Source organism: Dyadobacter psychrophilus (assembly GCF_900167945.1).
Classification (GTDB): domain Bacteria; phylum Bacteroidota; class Bacteroidia; order Cytophagales; family Spirosomataceae; genus Dyadobacter; species Dyadobacter psychrophilus.
The window spans coordinates 48,262-74,226 of record NZ_FUZA01000006.1; the positions used below are offsets into that span (position 1 = coordinate 48,262).

The window sequence follows — 25,965 nt, forward strand, 5'->3', positions numbered from 1 at the left end:
AACATTTTTTGTCACTAACATAGAGTTATTGTTGGTTTTGATTGAGACTGAGGTTATATCTGGGCTAAATTCAAAAAGCCCGCCGGCATGAACGCCGGAGGGCTTTTGTCGCAATAACCTTTCCCTAAGTTGGTGTAGCCCGCCCAGGGTTTCACCAGCGGTCAGCTCAGAACGGCATCCCGATGTTGGCTGTCACGTAGGCGTACGACTTGGTATCGACCAGGCTGCTACCAATCAGTTTGTACTGCTTCCGTTGGGTCACGTAGCCATCCGCGTCCAGTGTGTAATTGTAATAATCGCCATCGAGTGAACCCGGCTTGGTTACGAGCGTGACCAGGTGCTTACCCGGCTTACCGAAAATCCGCAGGTAAGCATCGTGTTCGTTCACTCCTATCACATTTAAAGGATATTTATCGTTCATGATCGGGTCGCCTCCTGCTGGAGTATAGCCAATATTCGTAACAATACTGTTTCCTATTCCGGTAATTTCACCCGCCGAGGTCACATCGCCGTCAGCATTGTACATGTACCCATATCCACCAACGCAGCTGTTTTTGTTTTGGAAATGCCATAACTGACCTTTCTGATTATAGTCATACTTCCACTCCCTAAGGTAAGTTAAAGGAACATTGTTGTTGACAACGGTAATCACTTCTGCTGATTCCTTGCAGCGCCCGCTGGCATCCAGCATAAAGGATTCATCCCGGAGCTTGACCTTTCCCTGATGCGTAAACGCTCTGATCTTACCGGGGCTGTAGGTATAATCGGTCTCGATAGCCAGACCGCCACGTGCGGGGGTGATCACTTTCAGGAGTCGGCCATCGTTGTCGTAAGACAGGGTTGCCTGACCATGTTTAGTGAGTTTGTGCACCTGGGGAAAGTTGGGTGAATCAATCTCACTTCCGAGCCGCGCTGCGGATACTGAGGCTGCGTCAGAAGGCATGGGATCCACCGGGTTGTCGTTCTGGCAGGCAAGTGAGCCAATCGCTAAGGAAAGAAAAAGGGTAGTTTTGAAAAAATGTGTTTTGTTTAACATGGCTTTGTTAGTTTAAAAAATTATTATTGACTTTTCATTTTTGCCTACTCTATTTCAGGTTTTCGGCGTACCCCTGCTTTTCTATGTTACAAAGGTGGGGGGAGTGTGGGAGGGCGTCAAAAGTTTCGTCCCGAGCGGCGGTAATCCGGGCGTTGAACCGTTGGTCAATGACGATGAGTCGTTTATGTGCTTCTCTTTACGACTGGTTCACGATGAAAACTTTAATAGATTTGGCGGTCAATTGGACGAGGAACTTCCGACCGACTTGACAACCATTTTAAAGCTTATGTTTAGCCCAAAGGTACCCTCCGATGAACGCGAGGATGAAGCCAATCGGGCCGAAAACAAAAGCGCTGGTCATGCTGGATTCGACACTCCGGTCGTGCACGTTGGAAGAAAACTTGCCCGTCAGGTAGTAGCTGAAAAACGCCGCCAGGACGTAGCCTGCCAAGCCTGTGAGGAATCCGATTCCGAAGTTTTTCATAAGAATAATTTTAGTTTGGACAAGGCGAGTTGGCGATAATTGCGTCGCGGGGAAACAGGCTTTCATTTGACTTATTAAATAGGTTGAGACGACGATCCCGCTCCAGTCTATACGTAAGACTCAACGAGTCACCAGTTATCTCCGTTTGTGCTGTTGTCATTGTCCCTGCTGAGCAGCCTCCAAATGCAAGAAAACTGGTTCGTAGTGCCATGATCCATAGTCGGGAAGATTGTAGGGACATTTTAGGAAGCCATCTGGTGCATAGGGCAGCCCGACGGAGGTAAAGACAGGTCAGACTTTTCAGCCTGTGCCGCGTACAGGTTAGCCTCGATGCCAATCATCAGAGTTGCTAATTGTGCGTAGGCGGCCGCCCAGGCATCCAAAAGCATTGGCGTGGCGGCTTCGCCCAGCACCTCGCTAATGGAAGCCAATAACTGCTCGCCCACAATGGGATAATGCTCGGGGCGAATGTTCAGGCTGGTGTGTTTATGACCGATGCGGGTCAGGGCCGGCTCCAGTACCAGCGGATTGTCGATGTGCTGGGCGTAGGCCAGTACGGCAGAGGCCAACGCTATGGGTTGACGACCGCTTTGCTGATGGTCCATATTGAACACGGCTGTCAGGTCGGGATAATGCGTGAACAGACGCTGATAGAAATGCGTCGTCAGCAACACCCCGTGTTCTTTAAGCACCGGAACGGTGTCTTTTATTAGTTGTTTTTGTTCGGAAGTCATCTGGATACGGAATTGATTAGAGAGTGGAGATTTTGAAAAACGACAAATAGTAAAATGCGGTAAAGCACTTACAAAGTCACCGGCAAAGGTGCAGGTAACATGAGCCTCGATTCAAAAATTTTGTCGCGAGTGGCTGTAATTCGGCTATGATTTACCGCTAATCAATCGTGAGTCGTTATGGCAGCCAAACATCCTCCCTTACCTCACTCCTGCGCCAGCATCAGATGCGCCAAACCATCATAGCAGGCTTCCCAAGCTTGTCCGACCGTCTCATTCCAGTCATTGCTCAGCCCCACTTCCAGCGTCCAGAGCAGGGCGGCTTTCACGTCCTCGTAATGGGAGGGCTGCACACCGTAGCCGCGATGGCTCCGGCCCAAGGCGGCAATTTCCGGCCCCAGGTTATCGGGCAGGTCTATGCGGGCAACGATGATGCTGAGCATGTCGAAGAATTTCCGGTACTGCTCATCCATTGGCCCTTTGAAAAGCGGGCGGAGAAAAGGATATTTAATAAAAAGCCGTCCGTAAAACACATCGCCAAGCACAATGGGGCTTATTTCGCGCAGCAATTTCCAGGATTGCTTGACGAGTCGGACTTGTTGTTGGGTCATTGGAACAGGCATAGCGAGTGTTAATGGATGATAGTATAGTAAAGTAAGCGGAAGTGGAGTCTTAAACCCAGTATTTTTGCATGAATCGTTAATTTTAAGCAATAAGTCGTTTTAAGGCAGGTTTCGACGCGACTGTTGAACAGGGGCATTACGACTTAAATCTAGTTAAGCGTCATTAATCGTCTGTTTTCGACGGCTCATACCCAAAAATGTGCAGGATTCTGCTGAAAATGGAAGATTTACAAGTACATTCAATTTCCTTTTCCAGCCTTTATCATGAATGCTCTGATTATTGAAGATGAAAAATTGGTAGCGCAGGAACTGGCGGCCAGTATTGCTGAGGTCGATGCAACTATTAACCTTGTTGGCACCGTCGGTAGTGTAAAAACGGCGTTGACTTGGTTTTCGGAGCACGCCGAACCAGATGTGATATTTGCCGATATTCAGCTGGCCGACGGCGTTAGCTTCACCATTTTCAGTAAATATCAGATTTCGTGTCCGGTCATTTTCACGACCGCATACAACGAATACGCCATTCAGGCCTTCAAAGTTAATGGCATCGATTATTTGCTTAAGCCAGTCGACCATGACGAACTGAAACAGGCCATTGGTAAAGCCCGTAAGTTCGCCAAACCAATGGCACATACAGGGCTCGACGTGCAAAAACTGATGGATGCACTTAACCTGCCTTCACCTTTCAAACCGACATTCAAAGAGCATTTCCTGGGCAGTGCCCGCAATAGCTGGGTACCCATTAAAATTAGTGAAATCGCCTATTTCGTCCGTGACCAGCTGATCTTTTTGGTGACCAACACCGGCGAACGCTACATTCTGGATTATGACTCTCTCGACGAGATCGAACAATTGCTCGACCCGTCCATATTCTATCGCGCCAGCCGACAATGCATCATTCACATCAATGCCGTACATACACTGAAAGGGTTGGCCAACCTCAAATTGCAACTCGTCCTGAAAGCACCCAATAAATCATTTGGCATCGACATTAGCCGGGATAAAGCACCCACCTTCCGGAAATGGCTGGAAAAATGAGTGCTTATATTCCTGGATATGTGTTTTTGCTGTTTAGCCTGCTGATTGGACTGGGCAGTCGCTCGGCGGCTCAGGAGCTCTCCCCACGCTTTGAATTTGGACATATTCAGGAGCAGGATAGGCTTTCGTCCTCCAAAATTCATTATCTGCTTCACGACAAGGACGGATACCTTTGGATTGCTACTAACACAGGCCTGAACCGCTTCGACGGCACTCATTTCGTCCAGTTCCGCCACCAGCGCAATAACCCTCACTCGCTGCTTAACAATCAGGTGTATGCCCTGTGTGAGGATCATCAGGGCCGTATCTGGGCAGCCTTCGAAAACGGGGTCAGTCGCTACGATAAAGCAACAGGTCTGTTTGAGCACATCACTACTGTGCGAAACAAGGCATTAGGTATTTGCAAGAATATCCGCTGCGACCGGGCGGGAAACATCTGGTTCACCAGCCGTAATCTAGGCCTGTTTGGCTACACCACTCAAACCGGGGTGGTTCAATACTACCCAGCCTACTCGTCCGACAGCACCGGGGGCGTGCGTACGCTGCCCAACGGGTTTGTGGAGGACCCTTACCGGGCGGGTTTTTGGATGGCGGAAGCACATGGCTTGCGCTATTTCGATACGGTCCGGCGACAGTTTACCACCCACAGTAATAACCCCAGGCATAGTCCGGTGCTGAACCCTAATGATGTGTCTGCCCTGGCCGTGGATGGGAATAACCTGCTGATTGCTGACCATACAGACAGTTGTATTGTGGTATATGACCTGCGCAGCCAGCAGATATTAAAGCGGATCAGGCCCGAGACCGCGCAGGACCGGGCCCGGTTTTTCGTAGCAACTATTTTCGTGGACCGGCGGCACAACCTCTGGGTGAGTACATGGGGGGCCAAAACGTTTTACATCGACTCTAAAACGGACCGGGTAACGCCACTTGGCCACGCCAAATCTCAACCCGCTTCGTTAGGTGGCGATTTTATCTTATCTGGCTGGCAGCAATCCGACGGGACCGTCTGGCTGGGTACGGCCAATGGACTTGCTTACACCAATCCGGAAAGAACACTGTACGATGTATATGACCTGGAAGCGTTGTTCCCAGCCCTAACCGATGAGCGGGGCATCATCTCCTTCGCAGAAGACGCGGACGGGTCGTGGTGGCTGGGCACATCTATACGGGGACTGCTGCACTATGTACCAGCTACTAACCGGCTCGATGTTTATCCTCTGCCTGACAAAACAAGTCAATATCCTTGGGGAATGCTCGTTGTGGGCATCGAGCAGCGTAAAAACGAATTGCTGATAGGAACTGGAAGAGCGGTTTATCGCTTCAATACGCTGACGCACCAATTCAAGACGTTAGAGCTGCCCCCAGCGGCCAAGTTGGTTGAGCTACGAACATTTCGCCTTGTTGGCAATCAGTATTGGGCTTTTGGCGATGGCAAACAGGCGTTCGCCTACGACCTGGCCCGGCAGGAGTGGAAAACTTACCCAATTCGATCGACAAGTACCGATCCTCGGTTTCTGGTACGTCAAACCCTGCTCGACAGGCGAGGCAATTTGTGGCTGGACATTTTTCCCGAAGGGTTTGCGCGGTTCTCTCAGCAGCGAAAAGAATTCATTGTGACCGATACCCACCAAGCTGATTACGAAAATACGATAAACTCACTAACGGAAGACCGGGACGGTTCCTTTTTGATGGCAACAGATATGAGTGGGTTGGTAACCTACGACCCGGTGCGCGGTCAGGATATAATTCGGGCCGAAAACGATGCCATGACGCTGAGTCAGAGCACTGCTGCCCGACCCGACCGGTTCGGTAATACCTGGGTGGCTAACCAGAATCTGATGTCGGTGATCAAAGCGGGCGAAAAACAACAGGTTCTCAACTTCCGGCTACCTATCAACGAGTACACGACAGTGTACAGCACATGGCTGTTTCCGATGCGGAATGGCCACCTGTTATCGGCCCAGAAAGGTCACCTCGTCGAGTTTAAGCCCGAAAATCTGCGCCCTGTCCGCCGACCTGAACCTGTACTGCTCAACCGGCTTCGGCTGAATGATACCACCCTGATGCTGCACGGCCGAATGTCCCCCATCCGGCTAAAATCCGACGATAACTCATTTATGATCGAGTTTAGTATGCTGGCGGTTTCGGTCAATCAACAGTACCGGTACAAACTCGAAGGCTACGACGATGACTGGAAGGAGTCAGGTAACCAAACCAACGCTGTTTACACCAAACTACCGGGCGGGGATTATATTTTTAGGGTTGAAGCCATAGCAGGCGACTTGAAAAGCCGGGAAACCACACTGCGCATTCATGTGGATACGGCTTTTTACAATACCCGCTGGTTTAAGGCCCTACTAATCGCCATCTCTCTGGTTCTACTGTATAGCTTATATCGGTATCGGCTCCGGCAATCGGCGAGGTTGCATCACTTCCAAATCCAGATGACAAGGCTGGAACGCGACAAAGCCGAAATCCAGTATCACAACCTGATCAACCACCTCAATCCTCACTTCCTGTTCAACAGCCTGACCTCGCTCAACAGCCTCATTCTTACCAAACCCAAAGAAGCTTCAACATTTCTGCGGAAACTGTCGGTGATTTACCGGTATATTCTGCAGAACAAAGACTCGGAACTCGTAAGCCTGGAGGCCGAGCTTGCGTTTGCCCAAAATTACATCGACCTGCAATCCACCCGGTTCGGCGACGGTTTGCGCATTAGCATCGACGTCACCCCCGATTCATTGACCCGGAAGATTGTACCCGTAACCCTGCAAAATCTGCTGGAAAACGCAATCAAGCACAACATCGTCAGCGACGATTGTCCCCTGACGATTCTGATTTACGCAAAAAACGATACGCTTTTCGTGCAGAATAGCCTACAGCGGAAAAGCTTCGTTGAAACGTCCAACAAGCAGGGATTAAACAGCCTGAAATCGCTGTACCGTTACCTAAGCTCCCGCGAAGTCAGCGTGGATGAAACGGCTACTGAGTTCAGGGTTTCGGTGCCGCTGCTTTGATTCGGTAGTGCTGGTGATGGTTCCATAGCTAGATCTGCCACAGTGTCACTCAATTCTAATTGGACACGCCTCAGATCCAAATAACTGCGCTTCATGCAGTTAAAATTTCAAACAGGAAAGGAGTGCCATACTTTTGAAGAAGCTCTCCAGGTGGTGCTAACAAAGACAAGTGATACGGATAAATGCTTTCCAATAGTAAACTAGAAGACCTTCAATGAAGCCAAATCCATATAACATTGCTTCTAGTTGCGACTGCTGAGAAGCCGATGTCCAAGAGTTACGTTTGCACACTACCGTTTGTTAAAATCAAAAAAGTTACCCCTATTTCGAAGTCGTTCGGGAAAACTACCTTACTGAATATCATGAAGTTTCACAAGAATTGGGGTTATGGCGGGGATAAAACCCTTGAAGCGGCGCGAGAAATTTTGCGTAAAACACATTAAGACTCCCTACCTCATAAATTGTTGCTGCCATTTTTCTCCCTTAGCTCTTAGTATGAAAGTTTTAATAAAATGCTCTCTCCTGTTAACTATCGTGCTTACTTCCTGCAACCAAACGGGCATCAATGTTCCATTCGGTCCGCTGGATGGGCAGGCTACCGATTTGCAGGAAATAGTTATGCCGGCCAGTCCCACTGATTGTGAACTGGCAAAGCATAACAGCCAGGAACATCCGCAATTGCAGGAAACCAAAAGCGGGAACGCACCCCTTACAGCGAACCAGTTTAGGGTAGTCCTATAACCAGCTGGTTCATTTCAAAAATCATTATACTTCGCCAGACGGCGAAACTTGGACAACACAACAGTCCGGCCTGGGCAGCACCGGCACTTTATACGGTATCGTTTTTGCCAACAATATGTTTATCGCAGTCGGCAGTCCGGGTGTGATTCTCACTTCGCAGGACGGGATCTCGTGGAGCAAAAAATCGCTGGGTACCACACAAAAACTTAAAAGTATTGCTCATGGTTACGGAACATTTGTAATCGTTGGCTCAGCAGGCGCATTACTGACATCCACAGACGGACAAAACTGGACACAACGGCCAAATGGCCTGGATGACCTGAACGATGTTGCTTATGTAAATTACGGCTTCATTGCTGTGGGATCGAACGGGGTGATCAAAACTTCTTCTGAAACTGGCATCGACTGGTCAGTGCGGGGATCGGGCACCATTAACGAGTTACGGTCTGTAAAGGGTGGCTTTAACGGAAGGTCTGTGATCGTAGGCAACCAGGGAACCATTTTGTCCTCAAAGGACAGTAAATACTGGTATCAAGCGCCATTCCAAGACCAAACATTGTCCCTGAGTAGTGTCGACTGCAATCTCTCAAATGGCCGGTTTGTGGCCGTTTGCTCCAATAAAAGCGTGGCACTGGTATCTCCCGACGGTGAGGGCTGGGTTGATGCAGCGAAGCCAACCGGATCGGCCTGGTTTTTCAACCGCATCCGATTTTTAGGAAATTCATTTCTGGCCGTCGGCGGAAAAGGAACGTTCCGTTCGTCGTACAACAATCCCGATGGCCCAAAAGCACAACGGAATGTATCTTCTTCGGGTTAACACCGCCACACACACTCAAACTTTGAAGATTTTAAAACAATCGTTTAAGTAAATGACCCCAATGTTGACCCACCTTTATGTAGGGCTGCCGCGCGGTTCGAATCTTGTCATCCTGACATTGGTTATCAGCAACTTGCAAATCAAACTGTACGTTGCATTTTTTTAAGGTCGAACATGGGTCGAACATTTTCGAGTTAATGATTGAATTTTTGTTCGTTCTGAATGAAGCCAATGCTGTTATACGTACTATCTTTTAACTAACGGCCTTTCATTAAATATTTCCAAAGAATTATGGCGACCGCAGCCATTATTGTTACTGCTACATTAATCCCAAGCTGCGAAACTTCACCTCTTGATACATGGAAAATAATTGCAGCGAGCATTAAAGAAATAATGCCATAGCAGGCATAAAGTGTTAAGACCGGCCGTATACGGAGTAACCTCGGAATGATTATACCTGTTCCGGCAAGCGTGTCTGCTACGCCCGCAATTTTAACTAATACAGCATTTTCAGCAGTCCACGGCCACATCCTAGCAAGCTCTTCCGTCGGCATAAAAAGTTTGACATATGCCCCCCATAAAAACGTTAAGGCCAAAAGGGCCTGCAGTAACCATAACGTCGTATTTACAGCATTAAATTTGACTAGCTTTTTTTCCATTTTGCTTTGCTTTAAATCCATAAGCAAAACTACCTACCTTTACTATCCACACGATAGCGCTTCCTGATCGGATAGCACTATCCAATCAGGAAGTAACGGATGTAAACAAAAATTAAGATGTTAACCAATGGCGGTTGCCCAAAAACGGCACTCTCAATCAAAGATGCATTAGAAGCCGTCGAGGGAAGATGGAAATTACTGATACTGTTCTCGTTATCAGGTGGAAGCAAGCGATTTAAGCAGCTTTCAAAGGAGGTGCCAGGCATCACAGATAAAACCTTATCCAAAGAGCTTAAAAATCTGGAAGGCAACAAGCTAATCACGCGGCGTGTTTACGATACCTTTCCGCCAACCGTTGAGTACACAATTACGGACCACGGCAAATCGTTAGAAAATGTACTTGAAGCACTACATTACTGGGGCTTAGCACATCGCGCAGTCGTGATAGAAAAGTAAAAGACTATGAATTGTATATTGGGAAGTTCAATTAATCCACACGCTACTAATTATTGTGTACAATGGGTTGGTAACATTATGTATTAATCCAGCTTTAGCGGTGGCCCTAATACCTTCATCCCGTTTGCTTCGAACAATTGCGCAATTTCCTGTTGTGAAGGCTCGTGCGTTAGCGCTGCCATTTGAACAAAAAAGTCTTCTAATTTTCCAGCCGGCTGTAAGGTTACCAGCATTTTTCCTTTGGGTGATGCCTGTGTCCAGGCATGAGGGACTTCGCGGGGCAAAAAGATGCTATCGCCAGCCGTAAGACTAAACCTTTGCCGATCGACAAGGAATTCGTAGGCCCCTTCGATCACGTAAAAAACTTCGTCCTGGGCCGGATGCACATGTAATGGGGTTCCACGGCCCTGACTTAATGAAGTTTGCTCGAAGATTGCAAAGCCGCCGTCTGTATCACTACCCGAAACCTTAACGTCCAATACATTCGCATTGACACCCTTTAGTTGGAGGTGCCCATATTTACGTCCTTCACCGTTTTTCGCCTTGAATACCTTTCCGATCTTTTTCGTCAAAGCAGCTGCCTTCGTAGATATAATCGAGGTAATTGAAGTGATGATAGCCATACTACCAATGAATGCATTTCTTTTCATATTGATCAATATATGTTGAAAGTTATTTCAGTCTGATGAAGGGCATTCAGAAGAGTGTCCAAATTTGCACATCTTGGGTAAACGATCGCGTAGGGTTTTCTTTGAGCCTAAACCGAGAGCATGTATGAACCGTGCAACCCAGCTGACATAAATATAAGGTTGCTAGACTTGCTAAGCGCTACCTCTAAATAATTTTATCCCTCTGACATGTAGAAACTCATTCAAGGAACTGCCTTTTCTACATACAATTTGATCGAGTCACTTTTTAGCCTGACCTGCAACCAGTTCTTTATTTTTGTAAAGTCCCTGCCGGTTTGCTTCACATTGCCAGAACCTAAAACAACAACTGTATAATTGCTTGTTTTACCCCCATTGGTAAAAAATGTTTGCCGATCAGCTGAGCAGTATTTGACGTCGGGGAATAGGGGTTTGATCTCATTTAACAAAAGACCGGTCGCTCTTTTAAGTGCGCCAATGCTGTCCTGCCTTTGAAGATTACGGCTGAGCTCGGTTTTTAGCTGATTAATTTCGGCCTGATACCGGTCGCTCTGTGTGAGCTCGCTTGAAACATCATTAATAGAAAACCCTTGCTGAACAATCAGCGTCGTTCTTGCAAGTCCATAAATTCCCTTTCGGCTGTTTAACCGTTTCTTTTCGGAGTCGTCGATCAGTTTTCCTCCATAAATAAGCTTGATCTGATTTTTAGCTGCATCCAGTTCGTGCTTTAAAAGGAAATCACCCTCGATATAGCTTTCATTGGTGATAAAATTGTTGGCATTTTGAATGAAATGCTCTTTTTGAACCAATAAGTAACCATAGTAAATACTGGGGATAGTAGTCAGGAGCACTAAGAAACTGACCCAGCGGTTTGCCATCTTCTTTTGGTACTGGTTGGCATAGTCACGGATGGGATATTGAAGCAGCCTTACAGTGATCAGGGTTGCACTTCCGATAAATACAGTGTTGATTGTAAGCAGATAAAACGCGCCAAAAAAAAAGCCCCAATTCGCCGTCGCGAGTCCATAACCTGCCGTACAAAGCGGCGGCATCAGTGCCGTTGCTATGGCAACTCCCGGAATTACATTCCCTTTATTTTTACTGGAAATCGCAACGATTCCGGCAAGTCCTCCCACCAACGCGATAATAACGTCATAAATATTGGGCTGCGTCCTGGCCAACAACTCAGAATGCGCCTGGTAAATGGGTGTAACATAGAAATACGTGGCAGACGTAAGCAGGCCGGCCACAATGGCAAATAAATAATTAACGAGTGCTTTTCTGAAAAGTGAAAAATCATAAGTCGCAATGCTATATCCCATGCCAAGGATCGGCCCCATTAATGGTGACACGAGCATAGCCCCAATGATTACGGCGGTCGAATTGACATTCAAACCGACCGATGCAATGAAGATGGCAAAAATAAGGATCCACAAATTTGTGCCTTTGAACTCAATCCCACTCTCGACTGTATCGTGAATCTTTATGTAGTCCTCCCGCTCAGAAGAAATGTCAAATCTTCTGAGTAACTTTTCAATGATCATAGCAGTGGCTTATAATGAGGTAATTGGCGACGGGCAGAATCACATGAAAAGATTCAATTTGCCCGATCATATCAGTTCCATTCTTCTGCATTTTTGACTCCCAACTCAGACGCCTTGTAGACCGGGTCCTTGCCTTGCTTTTTCTGCTGCTGGTAATCTTTAAGTGCGTCCAGCGCAGGTTTTCTCAGAAGCAAAATCGCTATGATATTCAGCCAAGCCATCATCCCAACACCAATATCCCCGATCGTCCAGGCCAGTTCCGCTGTTTTTACCGAACCATAAAATGTAGCAGCCATGATCAGGCCACGCAGGAGCCACAGCATAATTTTACTGTCGCCGTCTTTCATTAAATAACTTAGATTGGTTTCTGCAATGTAGTAGTAGGCCATAATGGTAGTAAATGCAAAGAAAAGCAGTGCTATGGAGACAAATCCGCTTCCCAGAGCAGGAAAGTGCGCATTGATGGCCTGTTGCGTAAATTCAGATCCGATTGCCATTCCTTTTACATTCTCGACCAAAAAGCCACCATTGGGATTGACCACATTGAACTTGCCTGTAAAAAGGATCATCAGCGCGGTAGCCGTGCATACAAACAAAGTGTCGACATAGACAGAGAATGCCTGAACCAGGCCTTGTTTAACGGGATGGCTGGCTTCTGCGGCTGCGGCAGCATGCGGCGCTGTGCCCTGCCCTGCCTCATTGGAATAAATTCCGCGTTTAACACCCCAGGAAACGGCCATACCAAAAATCCCGGCAAATGCAGGCTCCATATCGAACGCGGAACGGATAATCAGACTGAAAACGGCCGGAACTTGCGTGATATTGATGGCAATGATAACCAGGGCCATGAGAATGTACGCACCCGCCATAAACGGGACAACTAGTTCTGCCACCCTGCCAATCCGCTTTACCCCGCCAAAAATGATCAGCCCGAGCAGTATTGTAATGGCAGCTCCTGTCATTTCAACCGGAATGTCAAAAGCTGTTTTTGCGCTTGTGGCAATGCTGTTGCTCTGGACGCCAGGTAAAAACAATGCGGTGCTGGCAATGGTAGCAATCGCAAATAATGTCGCGTACCACTTCACACCCAGCCCTTTTTCAATGTAGAATGCCGGGCCTCCCCTGTATTGCCCATCTTTGACCTGCTTATAGATCTGTCCGAGTGTGGCTTCCACATAAGCAGATGCGGCGCCCAAAAAAGCAATGGCCCACATCCAGAATACGGCGCCGGGCCCTCCCATCGCAATTGCCGTTGCGACACCTGCAATGTTGCCGGTCCCTACCCTTCCAGAAATTGCAATCGCAAAAGCCTGAAATGATGAGACCCCTTTTTCGGATGCCTTGTTGCTAAAAAGCAGGCTAACCATATCCTTTAAAAACCTGACTTGTAAGAAGCGTGTAACGACCGAAAAATAGATCCCTGTTCCAAGGCAGAGTGCGATGAGCGCATTGCTCCAAATAACACCATTAATTGAATTGACGATTTGCTCCATGTATCGGGTTTAGAGAAGGTAGATTAAATGTTTCGGATCTGCTGCCTAAATAAAACTAAAATTTGTTGATTCCCGGCACCTTCCATCAAATACGATGCTGAACTTTACATTATACCAGGCGCATTTTGGCGATTATGTGTAATCATTTCACTGATCACTGCAAATTCGTATTCGGCAAATAAACATTTCTTTATCACTTGTCATCTTTTTCAATAAATCCCTACTAATGGTGCGGATTAACAGAAAAAAAGATGAACAGATTACAAATTTTTATACTCGTTGTTATTTGTGTACCAGGTCTTCCGACAAGATACATTGCCCAGACCCAGAAAGAACAGACTGACTTGATTGACCGTTATTTGAGCGTGCAGCAGCGATCAATTGGCTTTAACGGCACAGTAATGCTTGCCAGGAATGATCGAATTTGAAAAGATTCAGATGACACCATTAAAGGCCTCAAAGCCAATCTAAGGGGACAATCGATTCGTTTTTTAAAAAACAGATAGCATGGAAAAACAGTTTTTGGAGATGATCACTATGCATAAGGCCACCATTCATAAGGTGACACGACTTTACCGGGACAGTCCTGAGGATCGCGCGGATCTTTTTCAAGAGATCGTTTTACAGTTGTGGCAGTCTTTCTCAAAATTCGAGGGGAAGTCCAAGCAAAGTACTTGGATATACAGAATTGCCCTTAACACCGCAATGGCCTGCTATCGAAAGAAGAGCATAATATTATCATTCCCCGAACGATTACCTGACAAGGAAGATACCAACATTGATTATGAGAGTCGGGAGAGAGAAGAGCAGCTGTTTGTAATACTGAAAAAGCTAAATGAAGCAGACAGGGCTTTACTCGCATTGTATTTCGAAGACTTCGACTATCGCCAGATGGCAGAAATAACGGGGTTGAGCGAAAACCATATCGCCGTAAAAATGGGAAGAATTAGGTCCAGTTTAAAAAAAATATTAAATCCAGTAAAATGAATCTCGATGAACTTAAAAACGATTGGAAAAGCATTCAGCCAGAACATACCGGCATGAAAGAGCAGCCAATGCTAAAAAAAGGAACTAGCCAGTTAAATGCTATAAGGCTGCGGCTTGTGATAGAAATAGTGTCCTACATCCTATTTCTCGCCGTTTACTATACGATGTTTGATGGGGACAAAAAACCGTTGTACGCCAATTTCTTATTGGTAGGATCTTTTCTCCTGGTCATCATACATAGCTTGACGGGCTACCTGGCCGCAAAAAACATTGTATCAGGAGAAGATATTTTACAGTCGATGATTAAATATCACAAAAAGCTTAAAGGATATGCTATGGTTTCTTTGCTGACACGGACGGTCTCATTGATTTGCCTGTTAATTTTCTTTGTTTCTTCTGTAGAGCTTGATACTGAAAAAAACTGGATGCTAATTGGCCTTCTGTTGCTCGTCGCCTTTCAGGCTTATATAAATCATAAGATATGGTCTGCGAGAATAAACAGAATAGGGCATTGCATTGAAAATTGGCAGTCATAAACATAAGACATTAGGCTACCACAGCCACTAAGCCACCGTGGCGCGGCGGCGGCGCGGTTCGACTCTGTCATCCCGACAAAAACCTGGTCTTCGGACCGGGCTTTTTCGGTTTTAGTGCACTAGCGAAAAATATTGTAACTTGTTAAGTGTAACATAGCCAACGCAAAGCCCCAAAACGCTGGTGGCAGTGTAACAGAACGACAGTAACAACATAAAACAATGCAAGATTTATTATTTGACTTTATAGCAAAATACATTTCTCTGACAGATGATGAAAAGAACGCTATCGTTTCTTTAGACATATTCCGTTCTTTTAAAAAGGGAACAACTTTACTCAAAGAAGGACAAAGGTCTAATGATGGGTACTTTGTTCTTAAAGGTTGTATCCGGACCTATTATATAATAAGCGGAGAAGAAAAAACAACGGCATTCTACACAGAAATGGAAGCTTTGACGCCGCATTGTGTTATTAATAAAGCCCCTTCCGAATATTACATATCGTGTGTGGAAGATACAATCCTGATAATTTCAACCCCTGATATGGAAACTGAGATGTTTAGCAAGTTTCCAAAGTTTGAAAGCCTTTGCAGAATATTGGGAGAGGAACTTTTGGTTAAGCAACAAATTAATTTTGATGAGTTTAAGACCTCTTCTCCCGAACAACGATATTTGAATCTGTTACAAAAAAGACCTGACTTGATTCAACGTGTTCCGCAACACCAGTTAGCCAGTTATCTTGGTATAAAACCACAGTCATTAAGCAGGTTAAGGGCAAGGATTTTGGAAAAAGATAAAGGTTAAGAGTCATTTCTTAACTTAAGTGAACGTATTTAAGCAACCTGCTAATCTAATTTGCAGTATCATTTAACAGGAAAAGATATGCAAAAGAGATTTTTACGTTTCGCGTTAATTTTAATGATGGCAAGCACTCTACAAGTTAGAGCGCAATATGCCAAACAAGACAGCACCTATAAGAAGTTTTTTGTAGGGAGTACTTTATTCATGCTGGCTAATCTTATTCCTGATAACAATAAGCCTGAAATGGTTTATCTGAACTTAGGTTATCGCATTACAGGAAAAGATGTAATCTCACTTGAATTTAAAACCTGGAAATATGGCTGGCCAATTGGCATTCCTTTTGGAAAATCATATGAAGCAGAAGGTGAGGGGTTTCCAGGTTATATTCGAGAATACGGAGTTTCAGTTTCGTATTACAGGTTTTTATGGAAAGGTCTTTTTGCTCAAATTGACGTGATGCCTGCTTTGCAAACTTTTGCAAATGATAACGGTAATAAAATTGACAATGGCTTTCAAATCTTTAACACTTACTCCATTGGTTATCACGTTAAACTTTTCAAGGATAGGTTTTTTATACAACCTTCAATTGCAATAACGCATCGTCCCTATCAATCAAAAATGCCTGATTCGTTTAAACAGATTGATGACAGATGGTCAAGATTCTTCTTCGGGCAGCCGGGATTGCACTTTGGTTTTAATTTTTAAGACTGCAATGACAGGATGAAGGCAACTATTTTATTTCGATACCACAGCTCGGGGGCTGTTTTCATCGGGTAATCCAGGAATAAATTATAACCGCGCTATACTATTACCTCCGCCATTTCCGTTGTATCGATGGCATTGGCGATAGATAACTTGTAATTTAGTACTATCCAGTCATTTACCGGCATTCTTTCTTTGCAACTCAAACTGAAACAATTATTATTGTTTGACAGTTGCCTCCCTAGGAAAAACTGCTACACTCAACATCCTTTATTGGAATTGTGATCGTTCATATGGCGCTGATAACATAGCCGCCAAGATCTGACGCATCTAGCGAAATGTCCAAAATCCGATGCGACCAGCCGCAAAGAGTTTTAACGTTCGTAATTTTTGCACTAGCGCTGACGCTGTGCCAATATCGAGTATGAAGGCTGTGGCAATATATGTCCCACATTTCTCATAGAAAAACAGGAATTTATAATTAGTCAAATAAATCTAATTTAACTATGAAAACTGATCAGGAGAATTTCTGGAGTAAAAATTTCGGGCAAGAATACAGCGACAGGAATTCCTGGCAATCTGATGCAGAGTGGGATAAATTTTATCTGGACAATTGGGGCAAGTCAAAATTAGATATTAACAATATCGTGCTGGAAGGTTTGCCTAAGGATATCAGGATATTGGAAGTCGGCTGCAACATTGGTATGCAGCTAAGAGGTTTTCAGAGAATGGGTTTTGAAAATCTATATGGCATAGAGTTACAACATTATGCCGTGGAAAAAGCCAAGCAAATTAACAGCAAAATCAACATTATGCAGGGTTCTGGCTTTGACCTGCCTTTTAAAGATGCGTTTTTTGACCTGGTATGTACCAACGGGGTCTTAATCCATATAGCTCCCGCAGACCACAGCCGTATCATGAAGGAAATGTACCGCTGCAGCAATAAGTATATCATGGGATGGGAATACTATGCCGACGATATTCAAGATATCAACTACCGGGGAAATACCGGCTATCTCTGGAAAGCTGATTTCGCCGGCATTTTTATGAAAAACTTCCCCGATTTAAAGGAGGTCTCTCGTGCCAAAGTTCCTTATATCTCTGAAAAAGAAAAGGGGAATGTGGATGAGATCTATTTATTGACAAAATAACGAATACACATTTTCCTCTCACCGTTGGCTGGCATAAGAATTATATCGGGAAAGCAGAAGAAATCTTAATTCTGAGCACATGCGGTTCAACAAATGGTACATTATATCGCTATTAATATTGTTGCTGGCCGGAGCTGGGATCTGGTGGTGGAAATCGCCCAGTTCCGACCAGGCAAAAGAGAAAGCGGCCGATAAAGTAATGCCGACTATTGGCGTGGCATCGGCCAAGATCACCGATATCGATGCGGAGCGGATCAAGCTGGTTAGCCAGGTGACGCTCTATAACCCACTCCCGGTGGATATTAAAACAAGCCGGTTGAATTATATCATTTACATTGACTCGGTAAAGGTTATTGAGGATGCCTATGAAAAACCTATTAGTATCCAATCTTCGGACAGCTCCACAATAACACTTCCCATGCAAGTGCTGGCCAAACCCCTGGCACAGATTCTGACATATTTTGAAGATAAAAAGATTGATAGTGCTGACTATTCAATGAAGGCTTCTTTTGAAGTAGACGTCCCGATTGCCGGAGATCGGAAGTTTAACATGGATATCTCGAGACGGTTACCTGCATTAAGGTTTCCGAAAGTCAAGGTCAGACATGTTGACCTGAATGCGCTCAAATTGAAAAGCAAAGGGATGGACGTTGAAGTGGAAATCTTTAATCCAAATTTGTTCCCATTAAAATTAAGCGATGCCAAATTCCATTTTAGTGTTGAAAATGCATTGGAAATGGACGGTGTTTTAGAAAAAGTAATCCGGATTCCTGCAAAAGGGACTCAAAACGTTTCCATGCATGCGCTGATGACGGACGGGAATATGCTTAAAACCGGCTGGAAGATGCTGACAGACAAAAAGGATACGCAATTCGCTGGCAAATTTACCGGCAACATTGATTCGGAAAACAAAATGCTGAGCGGCAGCAAAATGAATGCCACCATCACAGGCACGCTTGACGAGATCGTAAACACCGTCAAGAAAGTGGACTAGGATTTGATAGATTATCAGCTAGTTTTGCATGACGAACAAGTATTTTTTGTGTCCAGGCTGATCTCCCCCAACCCTGCAATTCTTAATTTCTATTTTGTAGCGTTTCTAATCACGTTTTTTAGAGCCGGTGATTTGTCTGCACAATCGGCAGATACCTTACACCGGGAAATATCAATTGATTTTGAGTTAAGGCCCAGAGCTGAGTTCCTTGATAATTTTCGGTGGACAGCAGCCGATACGGCCAAGCCCAATTTATATATCACCCAGAGGAACCGGCTCAGCATTACTTACAAGACTAATCGCCTTAGTTTACACGTTTCGCCGCAGGAAATACATGTTTGGGGTGATGCAGGACGCTTTTCCCGCGTCGGCAGTGTTAATTTTTTTGAGCTGTACGCCGAACCCGTTCTTACTAAAAATTTTTCTGTCAGGATTGGCAGACAAGCTTTATCACTCGACAATGGCAGGATTTTCTCCGCTGCGCCCTGGGGACAGCAGAGCCGGGCGCACGAAGGTATCCGGCTGCTTTACAAAAAGAGATTAGAAACAGACCTGACATTGGCTTTCACCCGTCCATATGGACAGTATTTCGACCCCGCCTACTCACCGGTTGCTTCGCATACATATAAATATCTTTTTGTCCATCACCTGAAATACAGGTTCAGTAATAACATTACCCTCACAACGATCAATGCGATGGATGTATTCAGGAGAACGACCAACGACCGGCAGTACTATCAACGTATTAACAACGGCGGACGGCTTGAATACACTCAGGGCAGCATTTACGGAACAGTGAGCGCGTTTTATCAATATGGTGAAAACGCAGCATCGGAAAAATTACGGGCTTATTACATTCAACCCGAGATCAGCGCCAATACCGGAAAAACATTGTTCCGACTCGGTGCCGAAATATTGAGTGGCGAGAAAAATACTGCTTCGAAAGAAATATCCCGCTCGTTCGTACCGCTTTATGGGGTTGCCTGGAAATTTATGGGCAATATGAACCTGTTCACCAGGTTCCCGGCGGATGTTAATGAAAAAGGGCTGGTCAACCCTTACCTGTTTATCATTTTCCAGGCCGGTGAAAAGCTATCTTTGCGAAGCGATGCCCACCTATTTTACTCACAATATCCACTGCTGAATGAAGGCAATGAAATCGATGGAAAGTACCTGGGGTTTGAAAGTGACTTGTCTTTGAATTACAAGCCCCTCAAAGGAATAGAAATCACTTATGGGTTTTCGGTTACCGTTGCCAACAAGCGCATGGAACTACTCAACAAGATTCCGGATGCAGGAAAGACGCCGGTTTGGAGCTATCTGATGGTATCCCTCTCCCCTCGCCTGCTAAGCCGGAAATGGATTACGCTTTGAATTTGGATAGTTATTCTCTTTTTAACGATTCCGTTGGATTGGCTTTTGCCGCTTTAATTGTTTGCAGACTTACTGTAAGCACGCCCGTGAACAAAGCCAGCGCAGCTGCCAGAACAAAAGTCCACCATTGAATGTCTATGCGGTTTGCAAAATCCTGTAACCACCGATTCATTCCATACCACGCAACCGGGGAGGCGATCACGACCGCGATGAGAATCAGTATTATGAAATCCCGGGACAGCAACAAAGCGATTCCGGATACAGATGCACCCAGTACTTTTCTAATGCTGATTTCCTTTGTTCGCTGTTTAACAACTAATGCGGCCAGACTAAATAACCCCAAAGCGGATATTGAAATCGCCAGTAAGGCAAATGAAGTAAAAATGGAGGCCAGCCGGTTCTCTGACTCGTAGAGTTTTTGCAAATTGTCGTCAGCAAAGGAATAATGGAAATTTTCTGTTGGAAAAAATTCCTTCCAGGTCTGCTCAATGTAACGGATGCTTTCCGGAATATTTCGGTTATTCAGACGAATGTAAGTGGTTGTGCCAAACCATCCTTTTTTTGGCTTATAAACAAGCAATGGGCTTGTCTCTTTCAAAGTGGTAACCTGAAAATCATTTACGACGCCTATCACGGTCCCTTGCAATGCGCCGAGTTTTATCACTTCATTCACAGGCTGTTTTAATCGCAACGCTTTTGCCAGGCTTTCCGTGATAATAATTGGACTTTGATAAAGCAATTCATCGGCAAGCTTGGTGTCCGATTCCTTCCTCGCAGCTGTGTACAGCGAATCGTAATCCATGTAGTCACTTGGAGATTCGTGTGAAAAATCCCTGCCGCTTTTAACCTTTATGTCCATTGTTTTAAGAAAATCCTGATCGCCATAAACAAATCCAAAGTGTAAACTATGCGAACTATCGGCCGGATCGGTCATACTTGACGTGTTTCCTATGGAATTGCCTAAGTTAAGTTCTGCAAAACTGACGGAGCCAATATTTGGGCTGCTAAGCAATTTTGATTTGAATGCTTCCGGTTTACTACTGAGATGAATGGATGGTAAAATCAGCAAATGATCTTTATTGAACCCTAGCGGCCTGCTGTTGAACAAGTGAAGCTGCTGCCAAACAACGATAGTGGCAACAATGAGGACTAATGAAATGCTAAACTGCAATACAATTAATATTTTACGCAGACTGAAATTAATGTTCAGGCCACCACTCCTGTCTTTTAAGATGCTGGCGGGCTGCAATTTACTGAGGAAAAGAGCTGGATAAATTCCTGACAATGCCCCTGCCCCGAGTGAGATCAGGAGAAACAAAACCAGGTTTCGAAGGCAGAGAAGGTCACTTACCAGCAAATTGACCTGTAACAATTTGTTGAACACAGGCAACGCCAAAACTGAAACAATAGCTCCCAATCCAGTTGCAAGCACAAAAAACAAAAACGATTCTCCTATAAATTGAAAGGCAAGCTGAGCACGTCCGCTTCCCAATGTTTTCCGGATACCCACTTCCTTAACCCGCTGTAATGCCTGGGCGGTTGTCAAGTTCATGTAATTAATGCAACCGATCAATAATATGAGCACCGCGGCAATGCCAAAAATATATATGTAGCGGATGTCACTTAGATTTAGATTGGCACTTGAAATTTTACCAGTGCGTAAATGAATGTCGATTAATGGCAAAAGACGGATACTGGTGGTTTTATTCAGGTTGTACTTTGTCAAAACATTCTGCATTCTCGCTTCGACCCTGGCAATGTTGGCTTTGGGCTTAAAAAGTATATACTGCGGTAATCCTGAATAACCGCGAAAATTTAAAGTTTGGGTGCTAACAGGTTGAGATAAAATGACATCTGCACTGAAATGCGTATTTGCGGGGATATTTTCAGCGATGGCTGTAACCGTGTAATAGGTTAGAGCCCCATTGAACGATTTACGGGTCAGTGTTTTACCAACTGCGTCTGTGCCAGGAAAAAGCTTTTCAGCCGTTTCTCTGCTTAATACAATGCCAGATTTATCTTTCAAGGCAGTGGCTTTATCCCCTTGAGTGATTGGCAAATCAAAAATTTCCAGAAAATTGGGATTAACCATAATGGAATTCAACTGCACAGGCCTGTCGTCCACCAGATACGTTGTTTTGTAAGGGAGCAGGGAGGTGAATGTTTCAATCTCAAAAAATTCCGCAGCCAGTGTTTTTCCAAGTGCTTCGGGCGTTTGTACGGTCCTCTCGATTGGATCCGTGCTGTTCGACTCCATTACCAGATAATATATCCTGTCAGAATTGGAAAAATGTTTATCAAAAGACAGTTCATACCTAATGTAGGCGATGATCAGCATCACACTGGATAAGCCCACAACAAGTCCGAAAAGATTAGTGAAGGAATAAATACGCCCTTTCCTAAAATTCCGATAACCAATAGTCAAAAAGTTTCTGATCATAGCGCCGAAAATTTGAGAATCTAAGTCAGTTTTGAGCCTCCACCTCGCCGTTTTTCATCACCATTTTTACGTCAAAAAGAGCCTTCTTGAAGTCCATTTGCATATCCCCGTTAAAAACCGAGATATCTGCCTTGGCATTTTCTTTCAAAACGCCGATCTGACCCTGCATTCCCAATGCGATGGCAGCATTGTAAGTGGCCGTTTTTAATACATCAGCAGCCGACAACCCCGCATCGAAATAACCGGAAACACTATACTTCGCCAGCTCCCCTCTAGGTAGATTAAAGTCCATATAAGCATCCGAACCGGCTACGATCATGACGCCTGCCTTATGAGCGGCCTGTATTCTGTCCTGCAATGGTTTGAAATTTTTCTGTGCTTCCTGCTCATTAAATGCCATGTTCTGCCCCTTCATATAAATTCTCTGGAGATCTACAGAACCGTCTGTCGGAACCAGATAAATTCCCCTTTTTGCCATAGTATCAAGTGTAGCAGGCTTAAAACCGTAGCCATGTTCGAGTCCGTCAACGCCCGCTTCAATAGCCGCATGTACGGCCCAGTCCCGATCACAATGTGCAGTAACTTTGATTCTTTCGCTATGGGCAGCTTTTACGATTGCCTTCATTTCCTCCAATGTTAAGGTCAGGCGATTTCCGATGGCTGTGATCTTGATCACGTCGACACCCCGCGCAATATGCTCTTTCACCGCTTTTGTTGCCTCCTCTGCACCACTGACCATTGTGTACTCTTTGCTCGAATATTTATCAAATTCCTTAACCGGCATACCATACAGCTGCCCATCCATTGCGCTAATGATCGGGCCGGAAAAAATCATCCTGGGGCCTGGAAAATCACCTCTCTCAATTGCTTTATTAACTTCCAGATCCAGATATTGTTCGGAATTCCCCAAATCCCTTATCGAAGTAAAGCCTGCATTCAAATAGCTTTTTGCATAGCCAACAGCTCTCAGCACCCTTGTTTCGGGAGAGTTCATCATCCCGTCGAAAGCAAGATTTTCATTGACCCCCTGCCGAAAAAGCAAATGCGTGTGGGCGTCAATTAAACCCGGGGTAACGGTGGCATTGCTATAGTCCAGAACGGTTGTACCTGACGGCGCATCAAGTTTATCACCGATTTTCAAAATGATGTCGCCTTTGATCAGGATCTGTTTGTTTTTCAGAAATTGATTTTTTTCCGAATCATACATTTGCCCTGCTTTGATCAGATAATATTTCTCTGCGGGCTGGGCGGAAATTGTTTTTACAAAAAATAAAATGGTGAGGATACAAAGTGAAAGAGGTCTGGTAAAGTTTGTGAGCAGCATCAGGTTATATTTATTTTTAGTCTTCCAATAATAACAAATATTCTTAGTTCTGCAATAGGAAAATTCGCATTTGGTAGCAACTTGGTTACATCGGGCGATCCCATTGAAATCCTCCAGAAAAAGGACGTATCTCGGCACTTACATTCTTTTTTCGTATTATTATACAGCGAATTAGCGAAAATTTAGATTCGTAGCCATGGGACAAAAAGGAGATTTTTCCAGAAGAACTTTTCTGCAAAAGGCAGGTTTTTCTAGCATTGTACTGACACTCGGCTGGCAGTGGCCTGCATCAGGAGCAACCGCTTGTAATATTGTTCAGTTTGATAGTACAGCGCAGGCTGAAACCGAGCTGATGGCCTGGATATCCATAGATGGAGCTGGAAAAGTTACCATTTTTAACCACCGGTCGGAAATGGGACAGGGAACCTGGCAGGCAATTCCGCAAATCATTGCTGAGGAACTGGAAGTAAGCATGGACGATGTGCAGATCCGGTTTGCCCAGGCCAATCCTCAAAAATATGGGCCCCAGCCACAGGAAGGAAGCTTTTCCGTTCGAGGCTGGTATCAGCAGCTGCTAACCATCGGCGCATCTGCAAGGGAAATGCTCATTGCAGCGGCGGCAAACCAATGGAATGTTGATAAAGATCAGTGTTATGCGGAGAATGGTCATGTTCTCCACCGCGCCTCAGGAAAAAAGCTAGGCTACGGGATGCTCGTCAAAGATGCTGCGGCATTAAAGCCACCCCTGCTGGTTCAACTAAAAGCTAGAAAGGACTATAAAATCATCGGTAAGCCTCTTCGGCGCAATGATATTGTCTCCAAAGTGAATGGCTCCGCCGTATTCGGGCTCGACAAACAACTCCCCGGTATGCTGTACGCGGTTGTAGAGCGGAACCCCCGTTTTAGGGGAAAAGTTAAAAATTTCGACGACAAGGCTACCAAATCAGTGAAAGGGGTAACTCATGTGCTGAAAGTACAAAGGGTTGTGTTCGGCCTGGTGTACGAAGGCGTCGCTGTAGTTGCAGATTCGCTATGGTCGGCGATGAAAGGGCGTACATTGCTCAAAGTGGAATGGGACGACGAAGGTTTTGAGCACCTGGCTTCGGAACAGCTTTTTACAAGAATGAATGAGGATCTTGAAAAGCCCTTGCCATCTGATGATTTTGAAACAGCATTTAAAAATACTTCGAAAACCATTGACGCACACTATGAAATGCCCTATCAGTCGCACAGCTGCATGGAACCGCTCAATTGCATTGCCAATGTAAAAGACGACAGCATTGAAATTTGGGGTCCCATACAGGAAGCCAACTGGATCCAGGCCGATTTGAGCGACAGATTCAAAATTCCAATTGCAAATGTGAAGGTAAACATGACGTTTCTCGGTGGCGGTTTCGGGCGAAAAGCATTTCCTGACTATCCTTTGGAAGCCGCCCTTATTTCGAAAGAGATCAAGACGCCGGTGCAGGTCGTTTGGACGAGGGAAGATGACATGAGCATGGGCCCGTTCCGTCCGGGAGCCACATACAAATGCAGAGGCGGCGTGGATAACCAAAATAAGATCTTTTCATTCCAGATTATTTCTGCATCCCAGCCTATCGGACCCGGGCAGGACAAAGACGCCACTCCGGAGCTTGTAACCAAGAATACAGGCGGAATAGCCGGTCTTGTTGCTGATTATTACAAATCTATTCCGCATTATAGTTTTGGTGGTATGCCCACAAAATCTCCCATTCCTACTATGTGGTGGCGTGCACCTGGTGCCAATGTAGATACATTCGCCTGCGAAAGTTTTATTGATGAGCTAGCACATCTCGCCGCTCAAGATCCCCTGGAATTTAGAAAAGCACATTTCATCACTCCACGTTACCAGGCACTGATAACTAAACTCGCATCGGTCAGCGGCTGGCAGTCGAGGAATAAGAACGGTGGTTGGGGAATGGCTCTCACCGAATGTTTCGGCGGCATTGTTGGCCAGGCTGTGAAGGTTTCCCGCCAGCAGGACGGAAAGATCCGGATCGATAAAGTATATGCAGTTATGGATTGCGGCTGGTACGTTAATCCAGACATTATACGCGCCCAGGTCGAAGGCAGCATTGTAATGGCCATTGGCGCATCTGTTAACCACGCCACGCATTTCGAAGACGGAAGAGCCATTGAAAAAAATTTCCATACCTACCCTTTGCCGCGCATTGGCGAGATCCCGCAAATGGAGGTGCACATTATGGAAAATGATGAAAAGCCAGGCGGCGTAGGCGAACCCGGATTGCCCGCATTTGCACCCGCACTGTGCAACGCTATTTTTGATCTCACCGGCAAACGAATCAGGAAATTGCCTTTTAAACTGGATGAAGTTTAGATTTGACG

General features: G+C 45.4%; 24 protein-coding genes. 14 read left to right on the forward strand and 10 right to left on the reverse strand.

The window, feature by feature from the left end:
* Positions 1 to 166 precede the first annotated feature (166 nt).
* From B5X68_RS20205 to B5X68_RS20220, 4 genes are all read right to left on the reverse strand, one after another.
* A complete protein-coding gene (locus tag B5X68_RS20205; protein WP_082216600.1) occupies positions 167 to 1,036 on the reverse strand; it encodes a DUF4595 domain-containing protein in 870 nt (289 codons plus the stop codon).
* A 277-nt stretch (positions 1,037 to 1,313) separates the two neighbouring features.
* The gene (locus B5X68_RS20210; protein ID WP_082216601.1) at positions 1,314 to 1,520 is read right to left on the reverse strand and encodes a hypothetical protein; all 207 of its coding nucleotides are present in this window, start codon (positions 1,518 to 1,520) and stop codon (positions 1,314 to 1,316) included.
* Between the two features lie 242 nt (positions 1,521 to 1,762).
* On the reverse strand, positions 1,763 to 2,254 hold the full coding sequence (locus B5X68_RS20215) for a globin domain-containing protein (RefSeq protein ID WP_082216602.1): 492 nt from the start codon (positions 2,252 to 2,254) through the stop codon (positions 1,763 to 1,765).
* Positions 2,255 to 2,457: 203 nt separating this feature from the next.
* Positions 2,458 to 2,964, reverse strand: coding sequence for a globin domain-containing protein (locus tag B5X68_RS20220; protein WP_229208500.1), 507 nt, complete (start codon positions 2,962 to 2,964; stop codon positions 2,458 to 2,460).
* A gap of 174 nt (positions 2,965 to 3,138) precedes the next feature.
* Between B5X68_RS20220 and B5X68_RS20225 the strand changes: the two genes are divergently transcribed.
* The 4 genes from B5X68_RS20225 (at position 3,139) to B5X68_RS20240 (ending at position 8,493) form a co-directional block, all read left to right on the forward strand.
* Positions 3,139 to 3,912, forward strand: coding sequence for a LytR/AlgR family response regulator transcription factor (locus B5X68_RS20225; RefSeq protein WP_082216603.1), 774 nt, complete (start codon positions 3,139 to 3,141; stop codon positions 3,910 to 3,912).
* Positions 3,897 to 6,935: a ligand-binding sensor domain-containing protein gene (locus B5X68_RS20230; RefSeq protein WP_082216604.1), complete on the forward strand. Its 3,039-nt coding sequence runs from the start codon at positions 3,897 to 3,899 to the stop codon at positions 6,933 to 6,935. Before B5X68_RS20225 ends, B5X68_RS20230 begins: the two co-directional genes overlap by 16 nt.
* Before the next feature lie 495 nt (positions 6,936 to 7,430).
* Positions 7,431 to 7,676 carry a hypothetical protein gene (locus B5X68_RS20235; protein WP_082216605.1) on the forward strand — a complete coding sequence of 82 codons (246 nt, stop codon included), beginning with the start codon at positions 7,431 to 7,433 and terminating at the stop codon, positions 7,674 to 7,676.
* Between the two features lie 115 nt (positions 7,677 to 7,791).
* Positions 7,792 to 8,493, forward strand: a complete 702-nt coding sequence (locus B5X68_RS20240) for a WD40/YVTN/BNR-like repeat-containing protein (protein ID WP_082216606.1) — start codon at positions 7,792 to 7,794, stop codon at positions 8,491 to 8,493.
* A 257-nt stretch (positions 8,494 to 8,750) separates the two neighbouring features.
* On the opposite strand, the gene B5X68_RS20245 is transcribed toward B5X68_RS20240, so the two are convergent.
* Positions 8,751 to 9,152 (reverse strand): DoxX family protein, encoded by a 402-nt coding sequence (locus B5X68_RS20245; RefSeq protein WP_082216874.1) that lies wholly within the window; start codon positions 9,150 to 9,152, stop codon positions 8,751 to 8,753.
* Between the two features lie 117 nt (positions 9,153 to 9,269).
* Here B5X68_RS20245 and B5X68_RS20250 point away from each other — a divergent pair, with 117 nt between their 5' ends.
* Positions 9,270 to 9,608, forward strand: coding sequence for a winged helix-turn-helix transcriptional regulator (locus B5X68_RS20250; RefSeq protein ID WP_082216607.1), 339 nt, complete (start codon positions 9,270 to 9,272; stop codon positions 9,606 to 9,608).
* A gap of 83 nt (positions 9,609 to 9,691) precedes the next feature.
* Here B5X68_RS20250 and B5X68_RS20255 read toward each other — a convergent pair whose 3' ends face one another.
* The 3 genes from B5X68_RS20255 to B5X68_RS20265 all read right to left on the reverse strand — a co-directional run bounded on the left by B5X68_RS20255 (position 9,692) and on the right by B5X68_RS20265 (position 13,292).
* Complete coding sequence (locus tag B5X68_RS20255; protein ID WP_082216608.1) at positions 9,692 to 10,258, reverse strand: cupin domain-containing protein; 567 nt, start codon at positions 10,256 to 10,258, stop codon at positions 9,692 to 9,694.
* 221 nt (positions 10,259 to 10,479) lie between these two features.
* Positions 10,480 to 11,799 (reverse strand): DUF389 domain-containing protein, encoded by a 1,320-nt coding sequence (locus B5X68_RS20260; RefSeq protein WP_082216609.1) that lies wholly within the window; start codon positions 11,797 to 11,799, stop codon positions 10,480 to 10,482.
* A 71-nt stretch (positions 11,800 to 11,870) separates the two neighbouring features.
* Positions 11,871 to 13,292, reverse strand: a complete 1,422-nt coding sequence (locus B5X68_RS20265; protein ID WP_082216610.1) for an alanine/glycine:cation symporter family protein — start codon at positions 13,290 to 13,292, stop codon at positions 11,871 to 11,873.
* Between the two features lie 251 nt (positions 13,293 to 13,543).
* Between B5X68_RS20265 and B5X68_RS28980 the strand changes: the two genes are divergently transcribed.
* From B5X68_RS28980 to B5X68_RS20300, 8 genes are all read left to right on the forward strand, one after another.
* Positions 13,544 to 13,720 carry a hypothetical protein gene (locus B5X68_RS28980; protein WP_170916694.1) on the forward strand — a complete coding sequence of 59 codons (177 nt, stop codon included), beginning with the start codon at positions 13,544 to 13,546 and terminating at the stop codon, positions 13,718 to 13,720.
* Positions 13,721 to 13,799: 79 nt separating this feature from the next.
* Entirely contained in the window at positions 13,800 to 14,279 is a 480-nt protein-coding gene (locus B5X68_RS20270; protein ID WP_082216611.1) for an RNA polymerase sigma factor, read from the forward strand.
* Positions 14,276 to 14,815: a hypothetical protein gene (locus B5X68_RS20275; RefSeq protein WP_082216612.1), complete on the forward strand. Its 540-nt coding sequence runs from the start codon at positions 14,276 to 14,278 to the stop codon at positions 14,813 to 14,815. Before B5X68_RS20270 ends, B5X68_RS20275 begins: the two co-directional genes overlap by 4 nt.
* Positions 14,816 to 15,034: 219 nt before the next feature.
* Positions 15,035 to 15,616, forward strand: a complete 582-nt coding sequence (locus B5X68_RS20280) for a Crp/Fnr family transcriptional regulator (RefSeq protein ID WP_082216613.1) — start codon at positions 15,035 to 15,037, stop codon at positions 15,614 to 15,616.
* Between the two features lie 78 nt (positions 15,617 to 15,694).
* Positions 15,695 to 16,318 carry a hypothetical protein gene (locus B5X68_RS20285; protein ID WP_082216614.1) on the forward strand — a complete coding sequence of 208 codons (624 nt, stop codon included), beginning with the start codon at positions 15,695 to 15,697 and terminating at the stop codon, positions 16,316 to 16,318.
* Between the two features lie 503 nt (positions 16,319 to 16,821).
* Positions 16,822 to 17,466 carry a pseudaminic acid biosynthesis-associated methylase gene (locus B5X68_RS20290; protein WP_082216615.1) on the forward strand — a complete coding sequence of 215 codons (645 nt, stop codon included), beginning with the start codon at positions 16,822 to 16,824 and terminating at the stop codon, positions 17,464 to 17,466.
* 79 nt (positions 17,467 to 17,545) lie between these two features.
* Positions 17,546 to 18,460, forward strand: a complete 915-nt coding sequence (locus tag B5X68_RS20295; protein WP_082216616.1) for an LEA/WHy family protein — start codon at positions 17,546 to 17,548, stop codon at positions 18,458 to 18,460.
* Positions 18,461 to 18,484: 24 nt separating this feature from the next.
* Positions 18,485 to 19,834 carry an alginate export family protein gene (locus B5X68_RS20300; protein WP_229208501.1) on the forward strand — a complete coding sequence of 450 codons (1,350 nt, stop codon included), beginning with the start codon at positions 18,485 to 18,487 and terminating at the stop codon, positions 19,832 to 19,834.
* A 10-nt stretch (positions 19,835 to 19,844) separates the two neighbouring features.
* Here B5X68_RS20300 and B5X68_RS20305 read toward each other — a convergent pair whose 3' ends face one another.
* Positions 19,845 to 22,274 carry an ABC transporter permease gene (locus B5X68_RS20305; protein ID WP_082216617.1) on the reverse strand — a complete coding sequence of 810 codons (2,430 nt, stop codon included), beginning with the start codon at positions 22,272 to 22,274 and terminating at the stop codon, positions 19,845 to 19,847.
* Positions 22,275 to 22,299: 25 nt separating this feature from the next.
* Positions 22,300 to 23,598, reverse strand: coding sequence for an amidohydrolase family protein (locus tag B5X68_RS20310; RefSeq protein ID WP_082216618.1), 1,299 nt, complete (start codon positions 23,596 to 23,598; stop codon positions 22,300 to 22,302).
* A gap of 196 nt (positions 23,599 to 23,794) precedes the next feature.
* Between B5X68_RS20310 and B5X68_RS20315 the strand changes: the two genes are divergently transcribed.
* Entirely contained in the window at positions 23,795 to 25,957 is a 2,163-nt protein-coding gene (locus B5X68_RS20315; RefSeq protein WP_082216619.1) for a xanthine dehydrogenase family protein molybdopterin-binding subunit, read from the forward strand.
* Positions 25,958 to 25,965 lie beyond the last annotated feature (8 nt).